This is a genomic window from Paraferrimonas sp. SM1919 (assembly GCF_010993985.1).
In the GTDB taxonomy this organism is placed as follows: Bacteria; Pseudomonadota; Gammaproteobacteria; order Enterobacterales; family Shewanellaceae; genus SM1919.
The window spans coordinates 24720-49635 of the sequence record NZ_WINH01000024.1 but is presented as its reverse complement, the minus strand read 5'-3'; the positions used below and the strand labels follow the sequence as shown (position 1 = coordinate 49635).

General features: G+C 42.5%; 22 protein-coding genes and 1 pseudogene. 6 read left to right on the top strand and 17 right to left on the bottom strand.

The window, feature by feature from the left end:
• Nucleotides 1-70: 70 nt before the first annotated feature.
• Nucleotides 71-808, top strand: coding sequence for a pyruvate formate lyase 1-activating protein (gene pflA, locus GFB48_RS14205; RefSeq protein WP_163937108.1), 738 nt, complete (start codon nucleotides 71-73; stop codon nucleotides 806-808).
• Here pflA and yfbV read toward each other — a convergent pair.
• Complete coding sequence (gene yfbV / locus GFB48_RS14200; protein ID WP_163937105.1) at nucleotides 805-1245, bottom strand: terminus macrodomain insulation protein YfbV; 441 nt, start codon at nucleotides 1243-1245, stop codon at nucleotides 805-807. The two genes, pflA and yfbV, sit on opposite strands and share 4 nt — an antisense overlap.
• Before the next feature lie 170 nt (nucleotides 1246-1415).
• On the opposite strand from yfbV, the gene GFB48_RS14195 reads away from it, so the two are divergent.
• A complete protein-coding gene (locus GFB48_RS14195) occupies nucleotides 1416-2612 on the top strand; it encodes an acetate kinase (RefSeq protein ID WP_163937101.1) in 1197 nt (398 codons plus the stop codon).
• A gap of 48 nt (nucleotides 2613-2660) precedes the next feature.
• On the top strand, nucleotides 2661-4799 hold the full coding sequence (pta, locus tag GFB48_RS14190) for a phosphate acetyltransferase (protein ID WP_163937098.1): 2139 nt from the start codon (nucleotides 2661-2663) through the stop codon (nucleotides 4797-4799).
• An 81-nt stretch (nucleotides 4800-4880) separates the two neighbouring features.
• Here the strand turns inward: pta and rpoS are convergent, their stop codons facing one another.
• From rpoS to rlmD, 13 genes and pseudogenes are all read right to left on the bottom strand, one after another.
• Nucleotides 4881-5867 carry an RNA polymerase sigma factor RpoS gene (rpoS, locus tag GFB48_RS14185; RefSeq protein WP_163937095.1) on the bottom strand — a complete coding sequence of 329 codons (987 nt, stop codon included), beginning with the start codon at nucleotides 5865-5867 and terminating at the stop codon, nucleotides 4881-4883.
• Nucleotides 5868-5941: 74 nt separating this feature from the next.
• Nucleotides 5942-6874, bottom strand: a complete 933-nt coding sequence (locus tag GFB48_RS14180) for a peptidoglycan DD-metalloendopeptidase family protein (RefSeq protein WP_163937093.1) — start codon at nucleotides 6872-6874, stop codon at nucleotides 5942-5944.
• 15 nt (nucleotides 6875-6889) lie between these two features.
• Entirely contained in the window at nucleotides 6890-7525 is a 636-nt protein-coding gene (locus GFB48_RS14175) for a protein-L-isoaspartate(D-aspartate) O-methyltransferase (RefSeq protein ID WP_163937090.1), read from the bottom strand.
• Nucleotides 7509-8258, bottom strand: a complete 750-nt coding sequence (surE, locus tag GFB48_RS14170) for a 5'/3'-nucleotidase SurE (protein WP_163937146.1) — start codon at nucleotides 8256-8258, stop codon at nucleotides 7509-7511. Before surE ends, GFB48_RS14175 begins: the two co-directional genes overlap by 17 nt.
• A gap of 81 nt (nucleotides 8259-8339) precedes the next feature.
• A pseudogene (gene truD / locus GFB48_RS14165) lies at nucleotides 8340-9335 on the bottom strand (tRNA pseudouridine(13) synthase TruD); the annotation flags it as partial.
• On the bottom strand, nucleotides 9328-9810 hold the full coding sequence (gene ispF, locus GFB48_RS14160) for a 2-C-methyl-D-erythritol 2,4-cyclodiphosphate synthase (RefSeq protein WP_305848753.1): 483 nt from the start codon (nucleotides 9808-9810) through the stop codon (nucleotides 9328-9330). The pseudogene truD and the gene ispF, both read right to left, overlap by 8 nt.
• Nucleotides 9810-10517 carry a 2-C-methyl-D-erythritol 4-phosphate cytidylyltransferase gene (gene ispD, locus GFB48_RS14155; protein ID WP_163937085.1) on the bottom strand — a complete coding sequence of 236 codons (708 nt, stop codon included), beginning with the start codon at nucleotides 10515-10517 and terminating at the stop codon, nucleotides 9810-9812. The genes ispF and ispD overlap by 1 nt, the downstream gene beginning before the upstream one ends.
• A gap of 28 nt (nucleotides 10518-10545) precedes the next feature.
• Entirely contained in the window at nucleotides 10546-10821 is a 276-nt protein-coding gene (gene ftsB, locus GFB48_RS14150) for a cell division protein FtsB (protein WP_163937143.1), read from the bottom strand.
• 110 nt (nucleotides 10822-10931) lie between these two features.
• Nucleotides 10932-12221: a phosphopyruvate hydratase gene (gene eno, locus GFB48_RS14145; RefSeq protein WP_163937082.1), complete on the bottom strand. Its 1290-nt coding sequence runs from the start codon at nucleotides 12219-12221 to the stop codon at nucleotides 10932-10934.
• Nucleotides 12222-12306: 85 nt separating this feature from the next.
• Nucleotides 12307-13941 (bottom strand): CTP synthase, encoded by a 1635-nt coding sequence (locus GFB48_RS14140; protein ID WP_163937079.1) that lies wholly within the window; start codon nucleotides 13939-13941, stop codon nucleotides 12307-12309.
• A gap of 161 nt (nucleotides 13942-14102) precedes the next feature.
• Nucleotides 14103-14864: a nucleoside triphosphate pyrophosphohydrolase gene (mazG, locus tag GFB48_RS14135; RefSeq protein ID WP_163937076.1), complete on the bottom strand. Its 762-nt coding sequence runs from the start codon at nucleotides 14862-14864 to the stop codon at nucleotides 14103-14105.
• A complete protein-coding gene (relA, locus tag GFB48_RS14130; protein WP_163937074.1) occupies nucleotides 14858-17062 on the bottom strand; it encodes a GTP diphosphokinase in 2205 nt (734 codons plus the stop codon). Before relA ends, mazG begins: the two co-directional genes overlap by 7 nt.
• Nucleotides 17063-17082: 20 nt before the next feature.
• Nucleotides 17083-18411 carry a 23S rRNA (uracil(1939)-C(5))-methyltransferase RlmD gene (gene rlmD, locus GFB48_RS14125; RefSeq protein ID WP_163937071.1) on the bottom strand — a complete coding sequence of 443 codons (1329 nt, stop codon included), beginning with the start codon at nucleotides 18409-18411 and terminating at the stop codon, nucleotides 17083-17085.
• Between the two features lie 67 nt (nucleotides 18412-18478).
• On the opposite strand from rlmD, the gene barA reads away from it, so the two are divergent.
• The gene (gene barA / locus GFB48_RS14120; RefSeq protein ID WP_240464882.1) at nucleotides 18479-21277 is read left to right on the top strand and encodes a two-component sensor histidine kinase BarA; all 2799 of its coding nucleotides are present in this window, start codon (nucleotides 18479-18481) and stop codon (nucleotides 21275-21277) included.
• 2 nt (nucleotides 21278-21279) lie between these two features.
• A complete protein-coding gene (locus GFB48_RS14115) occupies nucleotides 21280-21873 on the top strand; it encodes a YjaG family protein (protein WP_163937068.1) in 594 nt (197 codons plus the stop codon).
• 79 nt (nucleotides 21874-21952) lie between these two features.
• Here the strand turns inward: GFB48_RS14115 and GFB48_RS14110 are convergent, their stop codons facing one another.
• On the bottom strand, nucleotides 21953-22579 hold the full coding sequence (locus GFB48_RS14110; protein ID WP_163937065.1) for a LysE/ArgO family amino acid transporter: 627 nt from the start codon (nucleotides 22577-22579) through the stop codon (nucleotides 21953-21955).
• A gap of 129 nt (nucleotides 22580-22708) precedes the next feature.
• On the opposite strand from GFB48_RS14110, the gene GFB48_RS14105 reads away from it, so the two are divergent.
• Nucleotides 22709-23617 (top strand): LysR family transcriptional regulator ArgP, encoded by a 909-nt coding sequence (locus GFB48_RS14105; protein WP_163937062.1) that lies wholly within the window; start codon nucleotides 22709-22711, stop codon nucleotides 23615-23617.
• Here GFB48_RS14105 and GFB48_RS14100 read toward each other — a convergent pair.
• Both GFB48_RS14100 and GFB48_RS17820 read right to left on the bottom strand, forming a co-directional pair.
• On the bottom strand, nucleotides 23589-24662 hold the full coding sequence (locus tag GFB48_RS14100; RefSeq protein WP_163937059.1) for an AI-2E family transporter: 1074 nt from the start codon (nucleotides 24660-24662) through the stop codon (nucleotides 23589-23591). The two genes, GFB48_RS14105 and GFB48_RS14100, sit on opposite strands and share 29 nt — an antisense overlap.
• Nucleotides 24655-24897, bottom strand: coding sequence for a sulfurtransferase TusA family protein (locus GFB48_RS17820; protein ID WP_368669082.1), 243 nt, complete (start codon nucleotides 24895-24897; stop codon nucleotides 24655-24657). Before GFB48_RS17820 ends, GFB48_RS14100 begins: the two co-directional genes overlap by 8 nt.
• Nucleotides 24898-24916: the final 19 nt, after the last annotated feature.

Below are 24916 nucleotides of genomic sequence, written 5' to 3'. Positions count from 1 at the left end.
CAGTTTTTACATGAGTTCCTTTTAAAGGTACTAGAGTCTAAATTAAAGGGCACAGGCCCTAGGTATTTACATGTCATTGATTGGTCAAATTCATTCTACTGAAAGCTTTGGCACCGTTGACGGTCCTGGTATTCGCTTTATTGCCTTTATGCAGGGCTGTCTGATGCGATGCCAGTATTGCCACAACCGTGACAGCTGGGCATTAGATGAAGGTACCAGCATCAGCAGTGCTGAATTAACCCAGCAGGTATTGCAATATCGCCACTTTTACGAAAATGGCGGCGGTTTTACCGCCAGTGGTGGTGAAGCGATACTTCAGGCCGAATTCCTAGCAGAAGTGTTCAGTAACTTAAAAAGCCAAGGCATTCACACCTGTTTGGATACCAACGGCTTTGTGCGTAAGCACAGCCAAGGAATTGATGATCTATTAGACAATACCGATTTGGTGATGTTGGACATAAAACATATTGATGATCAGGCTCATATTGCGCTGACGCATGTGAGTAACCAACGTACCTTACAATTTGCCCAATACCTGCAACAACGCAACCAGAAAACCTGGATACGTTATGTGGTGGTACCGGGTCATACCGATAAAGTTGAAGACGCGGAAAAGTTAGCAGAGTTTATTAAGCCAATGACCAATGTGGAAAAAGTAGAGTTACTGCCGTACCACAAACTTGGCGCCCATAAGTGGCAGACCCTAGGGCAAAAATACCCTTTAGAGGGGGTAGAGCCACCGACTATCGAAGTTATGGAGCAGATTAAAAACGTATTTAAAAATAATGGAATATTGGCGCAATATTAAAGTTCTCGCCAGTAATCCTCATCAAGTTTACCAAAGGCTGTATTGAGTATTTGGGCTAAATCTAAATACTTACCGCCGTTTTCCATACGGGGGGCAGCATAGCCAGCAGCTTTGAGGGTTTGACGTAATTCAGAGCACCAATCCATTAACGAAAGTGGCAATGGTGCTTGAGCTCGCTGTCCAAGCCAATACAGTCCCTGTAACGGCAGGCTGATAAAAAACAAGCCGATGGTGACTGCCAGCTCAACGGAAGAAAAGGGATTAAATAGCAATTGACTGCTGACGCTGACTACCGCAACGATTGGAGCGAACTTCAATCCGAAATTGGTAGCACGGATCACCCGGTATTCGGGAAACAAGGACGCTAGAGGTTTAATCATTGGCCAAATCTTTAAATATTTTTGACCCATGATGAATGTATGCCAAACAGAGTTCATGTGTATTACAGCCTATGTGATGTTTCTTTAACATAGCATAAATACGTCAAAGAAGTCTTAACAGCTTGCATTTTAAACGCATTAAACGATTAATTTTCGGCACAGCCGTTATCTCTTTGTTAAAATATGAGATAACCATTCGACTGTGACACACATTCAGGTGAATATCGATGTCTAAAAATTTAGTTCTAGTTCTTAACTGCGGCAGCTCGTCGCTCAAATTTGCTGTAATGGATGCCGCAACTGGTGATGACCTAATTTCAGGTCTTGCTGAGTGTTTCGGTTTAGAAGATGCGCGTATTAAGTGGAAAGTGAACGGCCAAAAATCTGACGCTTTGCTTGGTGCATACAGTGCCCACCGTGAGGCTGTTGAATTTATCGTTAATCAAATCCTTGGCGATAATCAAGAACTTTCAGATCGCATTGCGGCAATTGGTCATCGTGTGGTTCATGGTGGTGAGAAATACACCAAATCAGTATTAATCGATAATAGCGTGATCAAAGGTATTGAAGATTGCGCGGCACTAGCGCCTCTCCACAACCCTGCGCACCTAATTGGCATTCGTGCTGCTCAAGCCTCTTTCCCCGATTTACCTCAGGTTGCTGTGTTTGATACTGCTTTCCACCAAACCATGCCAGAAAAAGCTTACATTTACGCGCTACCTTACAAACTGTACCGCGAGCACGGTGTTCGTCGTTACGGTTTCCATGGTACTAGCCACCTTTTCATCACCCGTGAAGCGGCTGCTGCCTTAGGTAAAGATATCTCTGACACTAACATTATCAACTGTCACTTAGGTAACGGTGCTTCTGTGGCTGCCGTTAAAGATGGTAAATGTGTGGATACCTCTATGGGCATGACCCCACTAGAGGGGCTAGTAATGGGAACTCGCAGTGGCGATTTAGATCCTTCGATCTTAACCCATTTAACCTCAACACTGGGTTACACCAACGAAGAATTAAACAACCTTCTTAATAAACAATCAGGTTTACTTGGTATCTCAGAACTGACTAACGACTGTCGTGGTATTGAGGAAGCCGCAGAAGAAGGCCATAAAGGCGCAACTTTAGCCTTAGAAATATTTTGCTATCGTTTAGCCAAATATGTTGCTTCTTATTCTGTCGCCCTAGGTCGTATTGACGCTATCACTTTTACCGGTGGTATTGGTGAAAACTCTGATGTGATCCGCAGCAAAGTACTGACTTACTTAAGCATCTTTGGCATCAAAGAAGATGCTGCCGCTAACTTAGCTGCTCGTTTTGGTAAACAAGGATTAATTACTACCGCAGATTCGGCAATTAAAGCAATGGTGATCCCAACCAATGAAGAGTGGGTTATTGCACAAGACGCTATGGCGTTAATTTAATCGATGGTATCTGGAGGAGTGCAACTCCTCCTGTAAACAGAGGCATCTATGTCTAGAAAAATTATGTTGATCCCGGTAGGATCTTCTGTTGGTTTAACCACCATAAGCCTGGGCCTTGTCCGCGCTGTTGAGCGCACAGGGGTTAAGGTACAATTCTTTAAGCCAATTGCGCAACAACACAATAATGATAGTGGTCCAGAACGTTCTACCACCATCCTGAGTCGCTCGCCAACCATAACACCATTACAACCATTTACTATGGATTATGCTGAAGAGTTAATTGGCTCTAAGCAATTGGACATTTTACTTGAAGATATTGTTGCTCGAGCTGCAACGATTGACCGTGACACTGGAGTGACCATCTTAGAAGGCTTAGTGCCTACTCCTCAGCACGGCTTCGCTGATGAAATGAACAAAGCCATCAGTAATGCCCTAGATGCAGACATTGTATTTGTTGCAATACCTGGTGAAGACAGCCCCGCTGAAATCAAAAACCGCCTAGAGATCATGTATCACAGCTGGGGCGGAGCCTCTAACAAGCGAATACTCGGCTGTATCATCAACAAAATTGGTGCTCCCATTGAAGGAAGTACCGAAGGTAAAGATACATTAGCGCTTTTTGATGACTCTATCGATTATAATGCTGTAGCTGCTCAAAGTTTCCAACTTCCGGGTAAGTCACCATTAAAAGTTTTAGGTGCGATCCCTTACCAACTTGGCATGGTTTCTCCCCGTGCTTCGGACCTTGCTAAGCACTTACGAGCTCGTATCCTAAACGGTGGTGAACTAGACACTCGTCGATTAACAAAGGTTACCTTCTGTACTCGCTCTATTCCAAACATGATTGAGCATATTACTCCTGGGTCACTCTTAGTTACCTCTGGTGACCGTGCCGATGTATTAGTTGCGGCGTGCTTAGCTGCCATGAACGGTGTCAAGATTGGTGCAGTACTACTGACTGGTGGCTATGAGCCGGAAGGGCCGGTAATCAAACTATGTGAACAGGCCTTTGAAACTGGCCTTCCAATTTTCCTGGTTGAGTCAAACACTTGGAACACTGCGATTGCTATCCAACGCTATAACGATGAAGTACCTGTCGATGACACTGCCCGTATTGAAATCGTTCAAGACTCTGTTGCACGTCATATCTCATCAGATTGGATCAGTAGCATTACTGATGGCACGGTTCGAGAACGCCGCCTATCACCTGCCGCATTTCGATTCCAGCTTACCGAGCTTGCTCGCCAGGCCAAAAAAACTGTGGTGCTGCCTGAAGGTGATGAACCGCGTACTGTGCAAGCGGCAGCCATTGCAGCTGAGCGTGGTATCGCGAAATGTGTGCTTATTGGTAACCCTGAAGAAATTCACAGAGTAGCGGAACAACAAGGGGTGACCCTAGGTGAAGGTATTGAGATTATCGATCCTGAACTAACCCGTCACAAATACGTTGCGCCGATGGTCGAACTGCGTAAGCATAAAGGCTTAGAAGAAGTCATGGCTGCCACGCAGCTTGAAGATACGGTCGTACTCGGCACTATGATGTTGGCACTAGATGAAGTAGACGGGTTAGTTTCAGGAGCTGTGCATACCACCGCGAATACTATTCGTCCACCACTGCAGTTGGTTAAAACCGCCCCTGGTGCATCACTGGTATCTTCAGTATTCTTCATGCTGCTGCCTGATCAAGTACTGATTTACGGTGACTGTGCGATTAACCCAGATCCAACCGCAGAGCAATTAGCTGACATTGCCATTCAATCGGCAGAATCCGCTGAAGCCTTTGGTATTGAGCCACGTGTAGCCATGATTTCATACTCTACCGGTTCATCAGGTACGGGTTCAGATGTTGAAAAAGTACGTGAAGCAACCAAACTAGCCCAAGCTAAGCGTCCAGATCTAATGATTGATGGCCCACTTCAGTATGATGCAGCGGTTATGCCTAATGTTGCAAAATCTAAAGCACCTAACTCACCGGTTGCAGGTAAAGCTAACGTATTTGTATTCCCTGATCTAAACACGGGTAATACCACATACAAAGCGGTACAACGAAGTGCTGATCTAATTTCTATTGGTCCAATGCTGCAAGGTATGCGCAAGCCAGTGAATGATTTATCCCGTGGTGCCCTAGTGGACGATATCGTGTACACGATTGCGCTGACAGCGATTCAGGCTGCCCATAACGATTAATGGCTTAGCCCTGTAGTTGCAATAAAAAATCCCGAGCCAGTTTCATCTCGCTCGGGATTTTTATAGGGTTAATTTTAGTGTCTAAGTATCTTGTCTAAATAGTGCTTCTACTGATAAACCTTGCTGGGATAACATATCCTTCATCCGGCGCAATGCTTCGACTTGAATTTGACGGACACGTTCACGGGTTAAACCAATTTCACGGCCAACATCTTCAAGTGTTGAAGGTTCATAGCCCATCAAGCCAAATCTTCTCGCCAGCACTTCTCTTTGTTTAGTGTTAAGCTCAAATAACCATTTAACGACTGAATCTTTGATATCAGCATCTTGCACACAATGATCAGGAGCACGATTATCATCATCAGCAATAATGTCTAATAATGCCTTTTCACTCTCTCCACCAATCGGCGTATCTACAGAGGTAATACGCTCATTAAGCTTTAGCATTTTGCGGACATCTTTAACCGGTCTATCAAGGGCTTCAGCGATTTCTTCTGCGCTTGGTTCATGGTCAAGTTTTTGAGCAAGTTCTCTGGCCGCGCGCAGATAAACATTTAATTCTTTAACGACATGAATGGGTAGGCGAATGGTACGGGTTTGATTCATTATAGCCCGTTCAATAGTTTGACGGATCCACCAAGTGGCATAGGTAGAAAAACGGAAACCACGTTCAGGATCGAACTTTTCGACCGCTCGTATTAAACCCAGGTTCCCTTCTTCAATTAAATCCAGAAGTGGTAAACCACGGTTGTTATACCTTCTTGATATTTTAACGACCAGTCTCAAGTTGCTTTCAATCATACGCTGCCTAGATTTAAGACAACCTTTTAAAGATTTACGTGCAAAATATTTTTCTTCATCGGCAGAAAGCAATGGAGAAAAGCCTATCTCACTTAAATAGATTTGGGTAGCGTCGAGTTGCTTAGGGCTATCAGACTTACCTGATAGTGCAGTAAGCTCATATTGATCGGAATTTTCACTTTCTTCAATTTCATTTAGTTCAGAAATTGAAACATCTATATCATCAACATTGCCATTAAGTTGCTGTTCAATTGCCGCATTTTTCATTTGTTCTCTCCCATAATTCAAAACTGAAAAGTGAAAGTACTTCAAATAGCGACTATCAAATTTGACAGTCAAAGTTAAGGCAACAGTTTAATTGGGTCAACAGGCTTACCATTTTTGCGTATTTCAAAATGTGCCATTACTCTATTGATCCCGGAACTGCCAACCTCGGCAATTTTTTGTCCCTGCAATACATTCTGTTTTTCTTTAACTACAATCCTATCCGAGTGAGCATAAGCACTAAGGTACTTATCAGAATGTTTAATTATTACTAAATTGCCATAGCCTCTCAGTGCGTTACCAGCATAAACAACAGTTCCAGCTGCTGCAGCCTTAATAGACTGCCCTCTGTCTGCCTGTATTCTTATTCCTTTCACACCATCAGCTTTGTAAGAAAAGCCCTCAAGCAACTCCCCTTTAACAGGCCATGTCCAGCTGCCATCAAAAGTTGCCTTTTGGGGTCGAACATTTTGCTTTTGCGATTCTTGCCTGTGGACAACATTGTTAACAACTTGTTGTCTACTTGTTGAATAATACTGAGGAGTCTTTGTCGTTGCAACGGTTTTAACTGGCACGCTCGTTCTATTTAAATTCTTAACCGGTTTGGGCCTTACCGCAGGCTTGAATTTTGACTTTGGACGCTTGTTAACTGGTATGGGCTTAAAATCATTGGGCTTATCAAGTTTGGCCATAGCGACTTGTGTTGTTGGCTTATCAATAGCAACAGGCGGAGGCGTTAACACCAGTACTTGGCCTGGAAAGATTTGGAATGGTGCAGAGAGCTTATTAAGCTTAGCAAGCTCGCTATAATCTTTGCCAGTTTGCCAAGCAATTGAGTATAACGTCTCCGTTTCCTTAACCGTGTAAACCGTTCCAGTATAAGATGAACGAGTATCTTCGGTGTAATTTTTGCCGACCATTATATTCTCTACCGGAGCCGGTACCCGTGGGGCATGACTACAAGCAGTGATTAATGCGATTAAAATTAATAAACTTCCTTGCCTAGACACTCTGTTTCTCATTAATTAAATTATTTCTGCCACCAAAGGAACGAATTTCACTGGCTCGATGGCCGTTTGGTAATATTGATCTTCTTTGCGTTCAATGCAATACAACATTTGTTGCTGTTCGCCAACCGGTACAACTAAGCGACCGCCAGGAGCAAGTTGCCTCAATAAAGCCTGCGGGACGTCAATCGGCGCTGCCGTGACAATTATGGCATCGAATTGATGTTGCTCGCTCCAGCCCAGCCAGCCGTCTCTGCATTTATATTTAATGTTATGACAATCCAGTTTGCGCAATGTTGCTTTAGCTTTGATTTGCAACTCTCGTAAACGTTCAACCGTATAAACTTGCTCAAACAATTGCGACAAGATAGCTGTTTGATAACCACTCCCGGTACCGATTTCAAGTACTTTTTGGGGCTTGATTTGTGCAATAAGCTGAGTCATTTTGGCCACAATGTAAGGTTGTGAAATGGTTTGCCCAGAACCAATAGGCAACGCCGTATTATCAAAAGCCTTAGCCATTAAACTTGAATCAATGAATAACTGCCTCGGCAAAGTAGACATTACTTGCAAAACATTTTGGTCTGTTATCCCTAACTGAACAAGCTGTTGTACCAACTTCTTAGCTGCAAGTTGATTAATTGTTGATGTCATCTTTAATCCAATCTTCTAATTCAGCGAGCTTTTCATAAGCCGTTAAATCCACCCACAGAGGCGTAATTGCAACGTAGCCTTCTCGGATAGCAGCGAAGTCTGTGCCAGGCCCTGCATCTCGTTCATTACCTAATGAACCAATCCACAAAATGTTTCTCCCTGCCGGATCTTTATCTGCCACAATTCCTCCTGCAGGTTCCCTAGAACCTAGGCGGGTAACCTTGATCCCTTTAATTTGTTCATAAGGCAGATCTGGCACATTTATATTCAAAATTTGATCGGCAGGTAATGGCTTAAGCATTAATTTTTCTACGATTTCCCTTGCAACTTTGGCAGCAGTATCAAAATGCTTAGATCCAACCAGTGAAACCGCTACTGCTGGCATACCTAAAAAGCGACCTTCCATCGCTGCAGCTACAGTACCAGAATAAAGGGTATCATCACCTAAATTAGCACCAGCATTGACCCCTGAAACGACAATACTTGGTCCACTTTCATAGAACTCCCGCACAGCCATATGCACGCAATCTGCAGGTGTTCCGTTGACACTCAAATAACCTTTTTCAACCTCTGTGATCCTTAACGGTTGAGTGAGTGTGATTGAATTACTGGCGCCGGAACAATTTCTATCAGGAGCCACAACTTTAACGTTTCCTAACTTGCTAAGCTCAGTGGCTAGGGCATCAATCCCCGGTGCATGAACACTGTCATCATTAGAGACAAGTATATTCATTTCAACAGGGGCTTGTGGAGGCTCTTTTTGTTGTTGTCTGGCTCTTTCAAAAGCATCCTCATAGTTAAGCAACTCCCGTAAAACTGAAGTGGCAAAACAACCTGCTGGTAAAAAGAAGCTGATTTCTAGTTCACTGTCACTCAGAACTTTCCAACTTAAATGCTCCGGATATAACCACAGATTTTTTCTCTCCTGTTTGAGCCCCGCATGTTCTAGCCCATCTTGTAAGTGTTCACAGCCTTGCATGGCATTCGCTTCAAACTCAGCAATTGCACCTTGGGCAATCGTTTCCCCCCTACCCCATAGCGGGCCTGTCAGCTGCACATCACGACTCTTAAAGCGCTGCAGATCTTGTTCATCACCTTGATGGACAAAGTAACTTTGAGTGCCTCGAAGCTGTAATGGCTCACCTACAGTTAGTGTTAATTGCTGTTGTTGTATACGATGACTTAAACAAAGATTAAATAGGTAAGAGCGAGCAGCAGACAGATACATTGAGCGCTTATTCCTGTCTTTAGCACGCCAGCCGGCAAACATTTTTTCGGCTTTTGCAAGATTGCCTCCCTGATGACCAAAACGTTGTTCACCAAAGTAATTGGGTACACCGTCCGCTTGCACGTTAACCAGTCTTTGGAGGACATCTTGGATATCACTAATTTCACGTATAACTAAAGTGAATTTATTCCCCGCCAGAGCACCGGTTCTAAGCTTTTTTAAATGTCGAGTATGTTTAAGTACTTTTAACCCTGGAAGCTGTTGCTCAAGTTGCTGCCAATCAGGGCTGGTGAGCCCTGGAATACGAACACATATCCACTGCTGGGTGACTGCATGACGATCTTTTTGCCCCGCCACCGACACATCTCTTGCGGCAACACCAGCAAATTGAGCAATTTGATTGACCGCATACTGAGTATTCATGCCTTTTTTTTCTATGTATAAATAGTGGTGTTCACCTTCTCCACTAAATTCAAAAGGCAAAATCTCTGTTACACGAAAATCTTCCTCGGTGGTACGGATCACACCATAGGATTTTGGCTTAGAATAAGCATAAGCCCAATTAAAATGATAATCAGTCATTAGTATCTCGAATCAATAAGGCAACGGCCGCAACGGCAATGCCTTCTTTACGACCAACAAATCCCAATTTTTCTGTTGTTGTCGCTTTTACATTAACAGCGCTAATATCGACATTAAGATCTTCACTAATGCACTGTCTCATTGCATCGATATGTGGACGCATCTTAGGTGCCTCAGCCATTATGGTGCAGTCGACATTATTGATGATATAACCTTGCTCTTTACACAGTCTGACGCACTCACGTAAGAGTACTCGAGAATCAGCACCAGCAAAATTAGGATCAGTATCGGGAAAATGTTTTCCAATATCTCCAAGCGCTACTGCACCCAATAAGGCATCACTTAATGCATGTAATACGACGTCCCCATCAGAGTGAGCAAACAGGCCCACGTCATGTTCAATCGTTACACCGCCAAGAATTAACGGCTTTTGCGCACCAAATTTATGAACATCAAAACCATGGCCGATACGCATCATAGTGCTTGCTCCTGAGCTTGCATAAACAATTTTGCTATTTGCAAATCTTGTGGGTGGGTCACTTTTATATTATCGAAAGATCCACCAATCAGTTGAACTTTACCACCTAGCGCTTCAATAGCACTGGCTTCATCTGTTATGTTGATGCCCAAACGTTGCGTCTCAATAATGGCCTGCTGTAACTGCTCCTTATCAAAGATTTGGGGTGTTAAAGCATGCCATAACTGACTTCTATCGACAGTCTGTGCAATGCAATTATTACTATCTGAACGCTTCATAGTATCCCTTACTGGCATCGCTAAAATTGCACCATCTTCATGTTTACGAGCGGCATCAATAAGCTTATTGATATCTTGCTGTGTGATACAAGGCCTAGCAGCATCGTGTACCAAAACAAAGGGCGACTGAGGCCATTCAATCGCTTGTAATCCCGCCAAAACCGAGTCAGAACGTTCTTGGCCACCTAAAATTGCTTGCAATTTTGGGTGCTTGGCAACGGCGAGGTGTTCAAACCAAACATCATCTTGATGAAGTGGAACAATAACTTGCTCGATTTGCGGATGATTAAGAAACCTTTCAAGGGTATGCTCTAAAATCGCTTTACCATTGATCGTTAAATACTGCTTTGGCAGCGAAGATTGCATGCGCGAACCAATTCCTGCTGCAGGAATAATGGCAAAAATTGCCTTAGACGAAGTCGTCACCTTTTACCTCTTGGGAAATATAGCCTTTTTATTTTGAGCGACTCACTCGGTAGAAGGTTTCGCCCTCTTTGACTAAACCTAATTCATTACGAGCTTTTTCTTCAATGGCATCCAAGCCATCTTTTAAATCCTGGATTTCATTTATAAGCGCTTGATTTCTCAGCTCAAGCTCAACATTCCCTTGCTCTAAGGCGTAGACTTGTTGGCCCATTGCTATTGAATCTGAAAGACTGTTCTTGCCGAACCAAAGTCGGTACTGCAACAAGCCTAAAATGATAACTAAAACTAGAAACAATCGATTCATCATTAAAACCAGTTAAGTCCTTGAATACTCATATTATTGCTGATTTAGATAAAATCACAAGTATAAAAAAAGCAGCGACAAAGTCGCTGCTTTAGGACTAATCAATAAAATTATTGACCTTTAACTTCTTTTAAGCCGTTAAAAGCCACGTCACCTAGTTGCTCCTCAATGCGAAGCAATTGGTTGTATTTAGCGATACGGTCTGAACGTGATAGTGAACCCGTTTTAATTTGACCAGCAGCAGTACCTACCGCAAGATCAGCAATGGTTGCATCTTCAGTTTCACCACTACGGTGAGAGATAACCGCAGTAAAACCAGCATCTTTTGCCATCTTAATAGCATTTAGAGTCTCTGTTAGAGAGCCAATTTGGTTAAACTTAATTAAGATTGAGTTACCAATGCCTTGCTCAATACCACGAGCTAAAATCTTAGTATTAGTTACGAATAAATCGTCACCAACAAGCTGAACTTTGTCACCTAGGATTTGAGTTTGGTATGCCCAACCATCCCAATCTGACTCGTCTAGACCATCTTCAATAGAAACGATTGGGTATTGCTCAGTTAGTTCTTTTAGGAAGTCAGAGAAACCGTTAGCATCGAATTTCTTACCTTCGCCAGCTAGGTCGTACATGCCATCTTTGTAGAACTCAGATGCCGCACAATCCAGTGCTAGAGTAATATCTTTACCTAGTACATAACCTGCTGCTTCTACTGCTTCTTTAATTACCGCTAGGGCTTCAGCATTAGAAGAAAGATCTGGTGCAAAACCACCTTCATCACCTACCGCTGTATTTAGGCCTTTACCTTGCAGTACTTTCTTAAGTGCGTGGAATACTTCCGCACCCATACGTAGCGCTTCACGGAAATTAGCTGCGCCCACTGGCTGGATCATAAACTCTTGGATATCAACGTTGTTATCCGCGTGCTCACCACCGTTAATGATGTTCATCATAGGTAGTGGCATAGAGTACTGACCAGCTGTGCCGTTTAGCTCTGCGATGTGTGCGTATAACGGCATGCCTTTTGCGGCGGCAGCGGCTTTAGCTGCAGCTAAAGAAACGGCAAGAATAGCATTAGCCCCTAGCTTTTCTTTATTTTCAGTGCCATCAAGCTCTAGCATAATGTTATCTAGGGCTTCTTGTTCACGGGCATCTTTACCGATTAATGCAGGGGCAATGATGTCGTTTACGTTAGCTACTGCAGTTAGTACACCTTTACCTAGGTAGCGTGACTTATCGCCATCACGCAGTTCTAGCGCTTCACGGGTACCAGTAGACGCACCAGATGGTGCAGCTGCTAGCCCTATGAAACCACCTTCTAAGTGAACTTCAGCTTCAACGGTTGGATTACCGCGTGAATCCATAATTTCACGACCTAATACTTTAACAATCTTGGCCATAATTACCTCAATGTAAATTTAAAAATAGAATTTTTTTAACCAAAAACGGCGCCAAAAATGGCACCGTTGAAAATCTTTTAAGAAATTAACGAATACCCTTTTGGTAATCGTTTGCAGCAGCGACAAAGCCTTCAAATAGTGGCTGACCATCCCTAGGGGTTGAAGTAAACTCAGGGTGGAACTGACCTGCAATAAACCAAGGGTGTTCTGGCACCTCGATAATTTCAACCAGCTGTTTATCCGCTGAAAGGCCTGAAAAAACAAGTCCAGCTTGCTCAAGTTGAGCAATATAGTTGTTGTTCACTTCATAACGATGACGGTGACGTTCAATACAAGTGTCGCTACCATAGGCAGCTTGAGCTTTAGTTCCTGGTACTAAATGACACAATTGCGAACCTAATCTCATCGTACCACCTAGGTCAGATGATTCAGTACGAACTTCTGTTTTGCCTTCGCTGTCTTGCCACTCGGTAATTAAACCTACGACTGGGTGAGGTGCATCAGCATTAAACTCTGTTGAGTGGGCTCCTTCAAGGCCTGCAACATTTCGAGCATACTCAATTAAAGCCACTTGCATACCTAAACAAATACCAAAGTATGGTAGTTTGTTTTCGCGGGCATACTGGGCAGCAAAAATCTTACCCTCAACACCACGCTCACCGAAACCACCTGGCACTAGAATGCCATCAATACCTTGCAGGGCATCAGCGCCTTTCACTTCCACATCCTGTGAATCAATGTATTTTATTTTCACTGATAGACGGTTCTTAAGGCCGGCGTGCTTTAAGGCTTCGTTTACTGACTTGTATGCATCTGGTAATTCAATGTACTTACCGACCATACCAATGACTACTTCATTTGTAGGATTGGCTTCTTGGTAGATGACGTTTTCCCACTCAGAAAGATCCGCTTCAGGGCAATCTAAGTGGAAACGACGAGTGATAATTTGATCCATACCCTGAGATTTCAGTAACGCAGGGATTTTATAGATGCTGTCGACGTCTTTCATCGAGATCACCGCTTGCTCTTCTACGTTACAGAACAGCGCAATTTTGGCACGCTCATTGGCAGGGATCGCCGCTTCACTTCGACAAATAAGAATGTCAGGAGAAATACCGATTGAACGTAATTCTTTAACCGAGTGTTGAGTTGGCTTGGTTTTCACTTCGCCTGCTGCCGCTAGATACGGTACAAGGGTTAGGTGCATAAACATCGCACGCTCACGTCCCAATTCAACACCCATCTGACGGATGGCTTCAAGGAATGGTAATGACTCAATGTCACCTACCGTACCACCAATTTCAACGATAGCCACATCATGACCTTCACCACCAGCAATTACTCGCTCTTTAATGGCGTTAGTAATATGAGGAATAACCTGAATCGTCGCCCCTAGATAGTCACCTCGACGCTCTTTACGAAGTACGTCTGAGTAGATTTTACCAGTGGTAAAATTGTTGCGCTTGGTCATTTTGGTACGAATAAAGCGCTCATAGTGGCCTAAATCTAGATCGGTTTCTGCACCATCTTCAGTGACAAATACCTCACCATGCTGAGTTGGACTCATGGTACCTGGATCAAGGTTGATATAAGGGTCCAGTTTTAGCATTGTCACATTTAAGCCACGAGCTTCTAAGATCGCCGCGAGTGAAGCTGCTGCAATACCCTTACCAAGGGAAGAAACAACCCCGCCTGTTACAAAAATATACCTAGTTGTCATGATGAACCTGAATTCTAAATTTAATGGAAGTGGCAGTTGATAACTGCAAACTCGGACGGGGAATTAGTATACCCAAATCCGGCATTAGCAACAAACTTCCTGTTCAAAAAAATGAGTGTTCTTGAGCAAATAGTCATTTTTTAATCAAAACAGAATAATTTTTAGCTATGCTTCTTTGCTTCTATCCAATAACAGTCTAGTTCTTGCAGAGTATGTTGGCTAAATAATCGACCTGATTTCTGAACTTGCATTTCGACTTGCCTGAATCGAGACGCAAATTTGTGAGTGCTGAGGCGTAGTGCTTGTTCAGCATCAACGCCTAGGTGTCGTGCTAGATTAACCACGGAAAATAACAAATCTCCAAGCTCTAATTGCAACGCTTGTTTATTGACCATTGGTCTATTGGCCTCTTCCAGCACTTCGGCTATTTCTTCATGAACTTTCGCTAATATTGGTGCTAATTCTCCCCAGTCAAAGCCTACCGATGCCGCTCTTTTTTGGACCTTTTGGGCTCGACTCAAACTGGCTAAAGTTAACGGCAGATCGTCCATCAAAGAGGCCAACCCTTGCTGCTGGCGCTGTTGAGTTTTATTTTGCTCCCAATCTGGTTGAGGCTGTTGAGCAAACACATGGGGATGACGCTCAATGAGCTTTTGTTTTAACCCCACTAACACATCTTTAAAATCGAATTGGTGCTGTTCTTTGGCTAACTGACAATAGAAAACCACCTGAAATAGAAGATCCCCAAGTTCTAGGGGTAATTCAGCCATGTTTTTTGACTCGATGGCCGCCGCCACCTCATAAGCTTCTTCGAGGGTATGGGGAACAATACTCTCAAAGGTTTGTGCTAAGTCCCAAGGACAGCCAGTATCTGGATCCCGCAATTGGGCCATAAGCTGCAGGATTTCATCGAGTTCTAGCAACGTTTTGCCTCTATCACACCTGAAACTTGTTCTATCTTATGCAATAGTCTGGAAAAACTATCGATATCATTGAGTTCAAACTCAAAATCTATGGTCGCTAATTGAGTTTTAGCATCGGTGCGGGTGCCCATACCTATTACATTCACTTTTTCATTGGCCAAAATAGTGGTGACATCTTTTAATAGCCCTGAACGATCTTGGGCGATGACTTTGGCTTTGGTTTGGAATACCCCGTTGTATGCACTTGACCAAGCCACATCTACATAGCGTTCAGGATTATTATTAAGTAACGCTTTAAGCTGCTCACAATCAGCTCGATGCACTGAAATCCCTTTGCCTACGGTAATAAAACCTTGGATTGAGTCACCCGCTACGGGATGGCAACACTTTGCCATTTGCGTCATCAAATTACCCACCCCCTCAACTTCTACCTGATCGCCTTTTGACTTACGGGTTTTATGGGTTCGACTTAATACATCTTGGAGGACTTCTTCATCGGATTCTGGCTGTTTGTTCAGTTTTGCCTGAAGATGATTAATCACCTGATGGATGCCTACGTCACCAGCACCGATAGCAACGAGCAAATCATCCATTGTGGCCATATTAAAGCGAGCCACCGCAAGCTCTGCATCTTTGAGGGTAAAGTCAAAATGCTTAAGCTCATTATCAAGGATCTCTTTACCTGCCGCTAAGTTTTTATCCTTATCCTGCTTTTTAAACCATGTCTGAATTTTGGCTCGGGCCCTTTGCGAGTATATATAGCCCAAATTAGCATTTAACCAATCTCGCTTAGGCTCAGGCTCTTTTTGAGTAAGGATTTCTACCCTTTGTGCGGTTTCTACCTTATAGGTAAATGGCACAATACGACCATTAACCTTGGCACCAATGGCTTTATGTCCCACTTGCGAGTGAATATAGTAGGCGAAATCCAACACGGTCGATCCTAATGGCATATCAATTACCGCACCATTAGGGGTAAAAACGTAAACTCTATCTTCAAATACCTGATTTTTAATCTCTTCTACCAGGTTACCTGATTCGGCGACATCTTCTTGCCACTGTAAAATCTTACGCAGCCAATTGATTTTTTCTTCATAGCCGCTCCCTTTAGAGCCTGCCGCCCCCTCTTTGTATTTCCAATGTGCGGCAACCCCTAACTCTGCATCTTGATGCATAGCCTCTGTCCGAATCTGTATCTCTACTGATTTACCTTCAGGGCCGACTACGACCGTATGAATCGATTGATACCCATTCTGCTTAGGGTTAGCGACATAATCGTCGAATTCAGAGGGAATGTGTTTAAACTGGGTATGAACCACCCCTAATGCGGCGTAGCAATCTTGCAATTTATCCGCAACAACCCTGACCGCTCTAACATCAAATAATTGATCAAAGCTGAGATTTTTTTTCTCCATCTTCTTCCAAATACTGAAGATGTGCTTAGGACGGCCATACACTTGGGCTTGTACTTTATTTTCATTTAAGGCTTGTTGTAAAAGCGCCACAAAATCTTCAATGTACTTCTCACGATCGAGTCGCTTATCAGTGAGCATCTTCGCAATTTGCATATAAGTTGTTGGATGCAAGTATCTAAAGGCAAGATCTTCAAGTTCCCATTTTAACTGGCCGATACCAAGTCGATTGGCTAAAGGGGCATAAACTTGAGAGATTTCGCGGGCCACCAACACGCGGGTTTCCTCATCGTGGTTTTTAATTTCACGCAGTACCACCACACGTTCGGCCAGTTTGATCACTACCGCCCGAACATCTTCCACCATAGCCAATAACATATGCCTGATTTTTTCGATTTGGTTACCATCAAGCTTATTATTGATAATACTCAAGCTGCCAATGGCATTCATCGAAATAGCACTGCTTACCAATAATTTTAATGAAGCACCATAATCCTCTTCTATTTGCTCCAACGACAACCAATCACTGTCGACTAGGGTAAAGAGAATCGCCGCCATTAAGGTTTCAAAATCCATATTCATTGGCGCAAGGATTTCAATTAACTCAATGCCTTTATGACGTAATAGCTGGGTTTGCAGTGGCGAGTGCCGCTTTCCCAAAGTTTCTATCAGTTGAAACAAGCTCAATAGCTGCGCATGTTCTTGCGCATCGCTGCAAAATTGCTCTAACCACTGTTCAACATTGTTCGTGTCATCTTGCAGATGGGTTTGACGAACAGAAACCATACTTCATATCCTTGATTTGCTTAAAGGCTAAATAACGCCATTGTTTCAATTTGATTGGTGTGGGTAAACATATCCAATGTACCCATTTTTTCTATCTTATAACCCGCTTTAACTAAAGGTTTAGCATCTTGAGCTAAACTGCTGGGGTTACAGGCAATGTATAAAATTTTGCTGGGCTTATATTTGACTAATCTACTGATTATTTCAAATGCACCCGCTCTAGCGGGGTCGACCACCACCTTAGTGACGCCCTTCATATCGACCAAAGTATTGAGGTCACTCAAATCACCAGCGCTAAACGTTAAATTCTTTAAGCCTAAGCGTTGGCTGTTTTTTCGGGCTTGCAAAACCATAGATTCTACCCCCTCTACCCCGTGCACTGAACCAGCCAGCTTAGCCATTGGCAGAGCAAAATTACCTACCCCACAGAACAGATCTAAAACTTTATCATCAGTGTTAAGTTGCAGCCAGCTTATTGCCTGGGCCACCATCTTTTGATTAATTGTATCATTAACTTGAATGAAGTTGTTCAAAGTAAATTCAACATCAATTTGGTCGCTAAGCTGGTAACTGGCGCTGCTGCTAAAATCCTTGGTGATTGGATTTAAGTTTTGCTGATTATCTTGCCAGCCAATGCTTAGCTGGTGGCTCTTGGCAAATGTGGATAATATTTCAATGTCGTTAGCGCTTGGGGCTTGCATCAACCGTAAAAGTACAACATTTGTTGCCTGACCTTGGATTAACTCCACATGGCCAAGGTGTGACACCACCGATAATTGGTTAAGCAACTGCGACAATGGCTGTAATAATCCAGAAAATGGCTCGACTAAAATTAAACATTCACTGACTTCAATAATTTTTTTTGAAGAGGCGGCTCGAAAGCCCAGCTTTAATCTATGTTGCTGTTTATCATAAATACAAGCTAAACGGGCTCGGCGGCGATAATGTAAGCTGTCACTGATGATAGGCTCAACGATACTTTCTGGCTTCGCGGATGTTGCCTTTTGTACCATAGACAATACGGCTTGCTGTTTGTAGTCATGCTGCAGATCAACACTTAAATGTTGGGTCTGACATCCCCCACAGCGACCATAGAAAGTGCAAAAAGGTTTCGCTCTATGTTGGCTGGGCTTGTCTATTTTTTTTAATTTAGCTCGCCAATGAAGCTTCTTTGATTCGACTATGTCCACCACCACTTGCTCACCAGGTAAGGCAGCTTCGATATAAACCTGCTTACCTTGATATGACGCAACGCCATCAGCAAAGTGACTCAAGCTATCAACCAACAGAGTAAGATTTTTTGGTAGCGCTTTGGAGGTGGAAGTTTTAGATTTAAAGAATTGAGCCATAATCAAATTTTCGAGTAAATATGCACTGAGAAGAAAGCATGTTATTCTATATTTCAAGTTTAGTTTGTTGAACACAAAACACATTGCTAAGTCGGTAGACGCGATTAACAACAATACCGCTCCTAAGGACATTTTCCCACAAATGAATAATTTGGCAAAGTTTAGCTTAAGAACTTGGGTTTTTATTGTAGGTTTCCTACCTACTCTGATCATAGGTACCGCATTAGGTGGTTACTTTACCCTCAATCGCTTTGAAGAAGTAAAGAAAAACCTTATGACTCAGGGCCACAACATCATCACCCCTATTGCAGTAGCGGCAGAGTTGCCAATGTCCTCTAAGGACCGAGAAACCGCAAAAAAGCTGATCAGTTTATCGCAACTGAAAAATAGCCAATTAATTAGCTCGATTGCTATCTTCGATGAAAATAACCAAATTTTTGTCACGTCGAATTTCCATCGTGATTTCGAAAATATGCGCTTCCAAGGGGATATTAATAACATTCAAGAAAATACTGTCAACGCTTATGGCGACAATGCTATTTTCTATATGCCGATCTATTCAGATCCTTTTTGGTTAAATAATTTTTCCAAAGATGAGCCTCAAATCATTGGTTATGTATCAATATTACTGAAGCTAGAATCCGCCATACTCGCCCAACATCGAGCTGCCATGGCTGCTTTTATCATTGTATTCCTTGGCCTGCAGCTAAACATATTCTTCACTCTGAGAATGTTCAAGTATATCTCTAACCCCGTTAATCAAATGGTCAATGTGGTTAAAAAAATTCAGCAAGGAGAACTCGATGCCAGAGTAAGTGGTCCGTTAGTCGGCGAGTTGGATCACCTACGATTGGGCATCAACTCAATGGCCAGTTCCCTGAACGATTATCATCATGAATTACAGTTAAGTATTGATCAAGCCACCCAAGATCTAAGGGAAACCCTTGAACAGTTTGAAATTCAAAACGTTGAGCTAGATATCGCTAAGAAAAAAGCGGAAGAAGGTTCAAAAATAAAATCAGAATTCTTAGCCAATATGTCTCACGAATTAAGAACGCCATTAAATGGTGTGTTGGGCTTCTCAAGACAATTGCTTAAAACCCCACTTTATGGCAATCAACAAGAATATATCAGAACCATAGAACACAGTGCTGGCAACCTGCTTAAAATTATTAATGACATTTTAGACTTTTCAAAGTTAGAAGCTGGCAAGATGGTGCTGGAGCAGATCCCCTTTAATTTTAATGATTGCATCGATGATACCATCAAGCTTTTGAGCCCTATCGCCCATGATAAACAATTAGAGTTAATTATTGATATTGACCCTAATTTACCAGAAAACCTTACCGGTGACAGCTTAAGAATAGCTCAAATAATCAACAACCTGGTCGGCAATGCCATCAAGTTTACTAAAGAAGGTTCAATCACCTTTAAAGTGGAAGTGGTCAATATCAGCCCTGAAGAAATCGACATCAAAGCTGAAATTATCGATACCGGTATCGGTATTTCCGAAGCTCAATCTAAACAACTATTTAAAGCCTTTGGCCAAGGGGATTCATCCATTTCAAGAAGTTATGGCGGCACAGGTCTGGGCTTAGTGATCACCAAACACTTAGTTAATCGAATGGGTGGCCAAATCGGATTTTCACGCAATACCTATAACGGCACCACATTTTGGTTTAGTTTAAAACTCAAAACTGGCCCTTTCCAAATTGATGAAAGTAAACTCTTTAAAAACTTAAAAGATAAAGTAATGGTCATCATTGAGAGTAAAAGTGCGAGCAACTACAACCTTAGTAAGCGCTGTCGGCACCTGGGTTTGAATGTGCAATCTTTTGAACATATGGATATGGCGATTGAATATATTGAAAATACTCCCAAAGTTGACTTTGTCACTTTATCTATTCATAAAGATCAACAATATACCCAGTCCATAAAAACCATCCAAAAATATTGTGAACAGATGTTGATCAGTCATGACAACCAAGATATTCATCAACTGCAACCGCTAATAAGGGCGGATAAAGACTCTTTAGTTAACAACCCAATCAGTCACAGACAATTGACAAAGTCACTGCTGTTCAGAGGCGTTGCCCCCATTCAGACCATTGATAAGAATAAACGCATCAATGCCCATGTGCTTTGTGTGGATGATAATCCTGCTAATTTAAAGCTCATTAAAACTCTGGTATTAGATCATGTCACTGAAGTGACAACTGCAGAAAATGGCGAACAAGCGATTAGCCAAGCGTCAGAAAACATTTTTGACCTCATTTTAATGGATATTCAAATGCCCATTATTGATGGCTTACAAGCGACTGAAGCTATCCGTAAAGACTCGAAAAATACCACCACGCCAATCATTGCGGTTACCGCCCATGCTGATGCCCAAGAGCAACAAAAAATCATCAGTTATGGCATCGAAGAGATCATCACTAAACCTATTTCTGAGGCGAGAATTAGCAAAATGCTTTATTCTTGGCTAAACAAACCTAATGTGGCCAATACCGATTCTCTTAATTGGGCATTAGCCCTAAAACAGGCAAACAACAAACCAGAATTAGCGAAAGATATGATTTTAATGTTGCTTGATTCTTTAGCACAGGCCTCTCACGCCATTGAAGCAAACTTGCAAAATGATGATGCTTCATCATTAATTGAAGTCGTCCATAAATTACATGGCGCAAGTTGCTATGCTGGCACCGAGCAATTGCAAAAAATTTGTAGGCAACTAGAACAGTCCCTCAAAGCAGGGAGAACGATTAACCAGTTAGAGCCTGAGATTCTAGAGCTGCTTGATGAGATTACTAATATTGAATCAAGTGCCCCAGCCTTTATGGCAAATTTAAATGTGGAAATCAATTAACTATGTCCAAATCCAATGGATTTTTCCAACGCATAAAAGCGTTGCCAAAACAACACAAACTGATTTTTGCTGTAGCGTTAACTCAGCGAATGCAGCCTAATTACAAATTATTTTGTGAAATTGAGCAAAAGGACTTTCTCGATCAGTACAATGCAGCATTGGACAAGCTGTGGCAAAAAAGCGTTAATCCAAAATTAAAGATCAACTACCAGGTGACTTGGGAGAGGCTCGATGCTATCACCCCTGAACCGGAACAATACAATTCTTATGTGGCGTTTCCTGCTCGGGACGCAGTGGTTTCTTTAGTTGCTATTTTTAATGCCCTAGAAACCGTTGAAGCTGAGGATGAACTGATTAATATTTCTAAACTTTCGAGTTCAACGGTGGTGAATTATATCTCGGCTGCTGAGCAGATTGAAATTCCTCTAGAAGGCTTATCTGATGACTTCTATGAGCATCCATTAATGCAAGATGAACAAGCTTTCCAGCAAAGTATTTTAGATTGGATAGAACCGATTAAGAATATCACTCAAGAAGTCGTCCAAGACTTAAGAAAGGCTTTAAAAGATCATAACGTCTCTAATTTAGGGCTCTGATCTGTAGAAGCTTGTAAAGAATATCAAGGGTTGCTTATGCAACCCTTTTTTAAAGGAACTGGGCCGGTAATTATCGAAATCACCAACTCGCTGCTGATAAATAGGGGGCCAAAATCGCCGCCGCAATGGCCCACATGGTCACAAAGATAAAACGGTCTAGCCACATCCAAGAGGTCGGTTTTTTGAATATGGGTGCCAGTTTTCGACTCATATAAGCCAAACTAAAAAACCATAAGAAAGACGCTAACACTGCACCGGCAGCAAACCAAGGACGAGCCGAATCGTCAAATTGGGTACTGATGCTTCCTAACAGCACAACCGTATCTAAGTACAAATGTGGGTTAAGTAAGCTAATCGCAAGCGTTCCAATGATAGCCGTTTTTAACGGTTCAGCGGTTCTGTCAACCGCCAACTCCATCCCCTGAGCTCCCATTGAACTTTTTAACGCCGCGTAACCATACCAGATCAAAAAGCCAGCACCGGCAAAACTAGCAATGTCTTTAACCATTGGGAAACTTTGAATTAAACGACCAAAACCCGCTACTCCAGCAGTGATCATCACGGCGTCAATCAAGGCACAAATAAGCGCGATTGGCAGCATTTTTTGCCCCATGATCCCTTGCTTCAACACAAACGCATTTTGAGCTCCAACAGCAATGATCAAACTGGCGCCGACGCCAACACCTTGAATAAATGCTAATTGCACCACTCCACCCCACACAATTTGGCCTCTTTGATGGCCTGCAATGATTTAGATGGCGGCAGAATAGCTTGCGCCTAAAGGTAAGTAAAACTAATATATTTTATATATGATAAGTAAAGCTTATAACCCATTATGTTCGATTACAAATCAATACAATCATTAGAAGCGATCGCAACCCAAGGGGGATTTGATAAAGCCGCCAAGTCCTTACATATCAGCCAATCGGCCATATCTCAAAGAATTAAGCAATTAGAAGATCAGATAGGGCAACCGCTGTTAATTCGCAGTAATCCTGTTGAAATCACCGCCACCGGCAAAAAGCTTTTGCGCCACTTCAAGCAGGTAAGATTACTGGAACATGAGTTGCAAGCAGACATAAAAGGAAAAACCAACCCTAGTAGCGTTAACATTGCCTTAGCCGTCAATGCCGACAGCCTTGCTACTTGGTTCATGCCAGCCCTAAATGACTTGGTATTAAGGCAAGATTGGTTATTACAAGTCACCATAGATGATGAGGCACAAACCCATAACCTCTTAAAAGCGGGCTCAGTTATTGGTTGCATCACCACTCAAAAACGCGCCATGTCTGGTTGCTCCAGTGATTTTTTGGGGATCATGCGCTATTTTTGTGTTGCCAGCCCGCGTTTTTGCGACAAATATTTCCAACCTGCAGCCATCAGAAGCAACTTACTCAAGGCACCTGCAGTGGTGTTTAATGCTAAAGACAAACTGCATCATAAATTTTTAAAGCAATATTTCGACATTGACGAACAGCAATTTAACAGCCATCAAATCCCGTCTAGTGAAGGGTTTTTAGAAATGATAAAGTTAGGTTTTGGTTATGGCATGGTCTCCCATTTACAAGCCGACAAATTGATCCAACGCGGTCAGCTCGTAAATCTATTCCCTGAGCACTTCATTGATGTGCCCTTATATTGGCAACATTGGAATATTAGTGCACAACAAAACCGTTTGTTGTTTCGAGCGCTCAGTTTAAGCAGTCAAAAATTACTTATTCAACCTGGGCAGCTTGCGGGCTAGCGGTTGGCCATGCATTTAAAATTGCCCGAACCAATGAGGCTAAAGGTATTGCAAAAAATGCTCCCCACACTCCCCAAAGGCCGCCAAAGATCAATACCGCAATAATAATAACGACAGGATGTAAATCAACAGCTTCCGAAAATAACAGTGGCACCAGTAAATTACCATCGATTGCTTGAATGATGCCATACGCCAGCATTAAATAACCCAATTCTGAACTTATTCCCCATTGGAAGAAACCCACCAGCGCAATCGGAATGGTCACTAAGGTTGCACCAATATAAGGGATCAGCACTGACAAGCCCGTGAGCACGCCTAATAAAGCCGCATACCTAAGATCCATCAAGGCAAACACTAGATAACTAGTGGTACCGACGATAGCGATTTCAATTACTTTACCGCGGATGTAATTAAAGATTTGTTGCTCCATTTCAAGCCATACCTGTTGGGCAACAGCATTTTTGGCTGGCAAAAATCTTTTCGCGCTATTAAGTAACTGGGTTTTATCTTTGAGAAAAAAGAACAGCATTAACGGAATCAATATCATATACACCATTAACACTAGTAAATTTGCAGACCAGCCCAAAATGGAGGCTGAATAATCAATGATCTGTTCCGGGGCTAAAAAATCACGAAGTCTTTGCAGTAAATTAGCCACCTGTGATTCAGAAATATATTGAGGGTAAGCTTCTACAAGCGTCAACAAATAGGCATTACCTTTATCAATGATCTTAGGGAGTTCCGTAGCCAAACTGACACCTTGTTCAAAGATGCTAGGGATCAATCCTAATATCACCCACAAAGTTAACAAGATAAAAAAGAACAGCACAATACTGGCACCGGCTAGCCTTGGGATTTTGCATCGTGTCATCTGCTTTACTGGCCATTCCAGTAAAAACGCCAACACTAATGCGACTAAAACTGGGGCGAGGATATGGCCAGCGAAACCGATCAACAAAGCAAACATAACCAATAAGGCTAATAGGGTCACCGCTTGAGGATCAGAAAAATGTTGTTGCAACCAAGATTTAAGCACTTTAAACATGTGGAGCAGTGGTCCCTATAGTTGAATGATTGATAAGAATTTCAAAACCCAATTCATTTGCTCCACAGCTAATGTTATAGCCTTTTTTTATCAGATATTTAGGTAAATCGCTAATACTTGCAGAGTCTTTTACCAAAACCGTAATGGGTAATTGTGAAGCGTGTTCCTTTAAAAACATCTTAGTCTTTACCAAAGGCAAAGGACAGTGTAAATGACGATAATCCAAGTAAACCATATCAATATATTTTATCAAT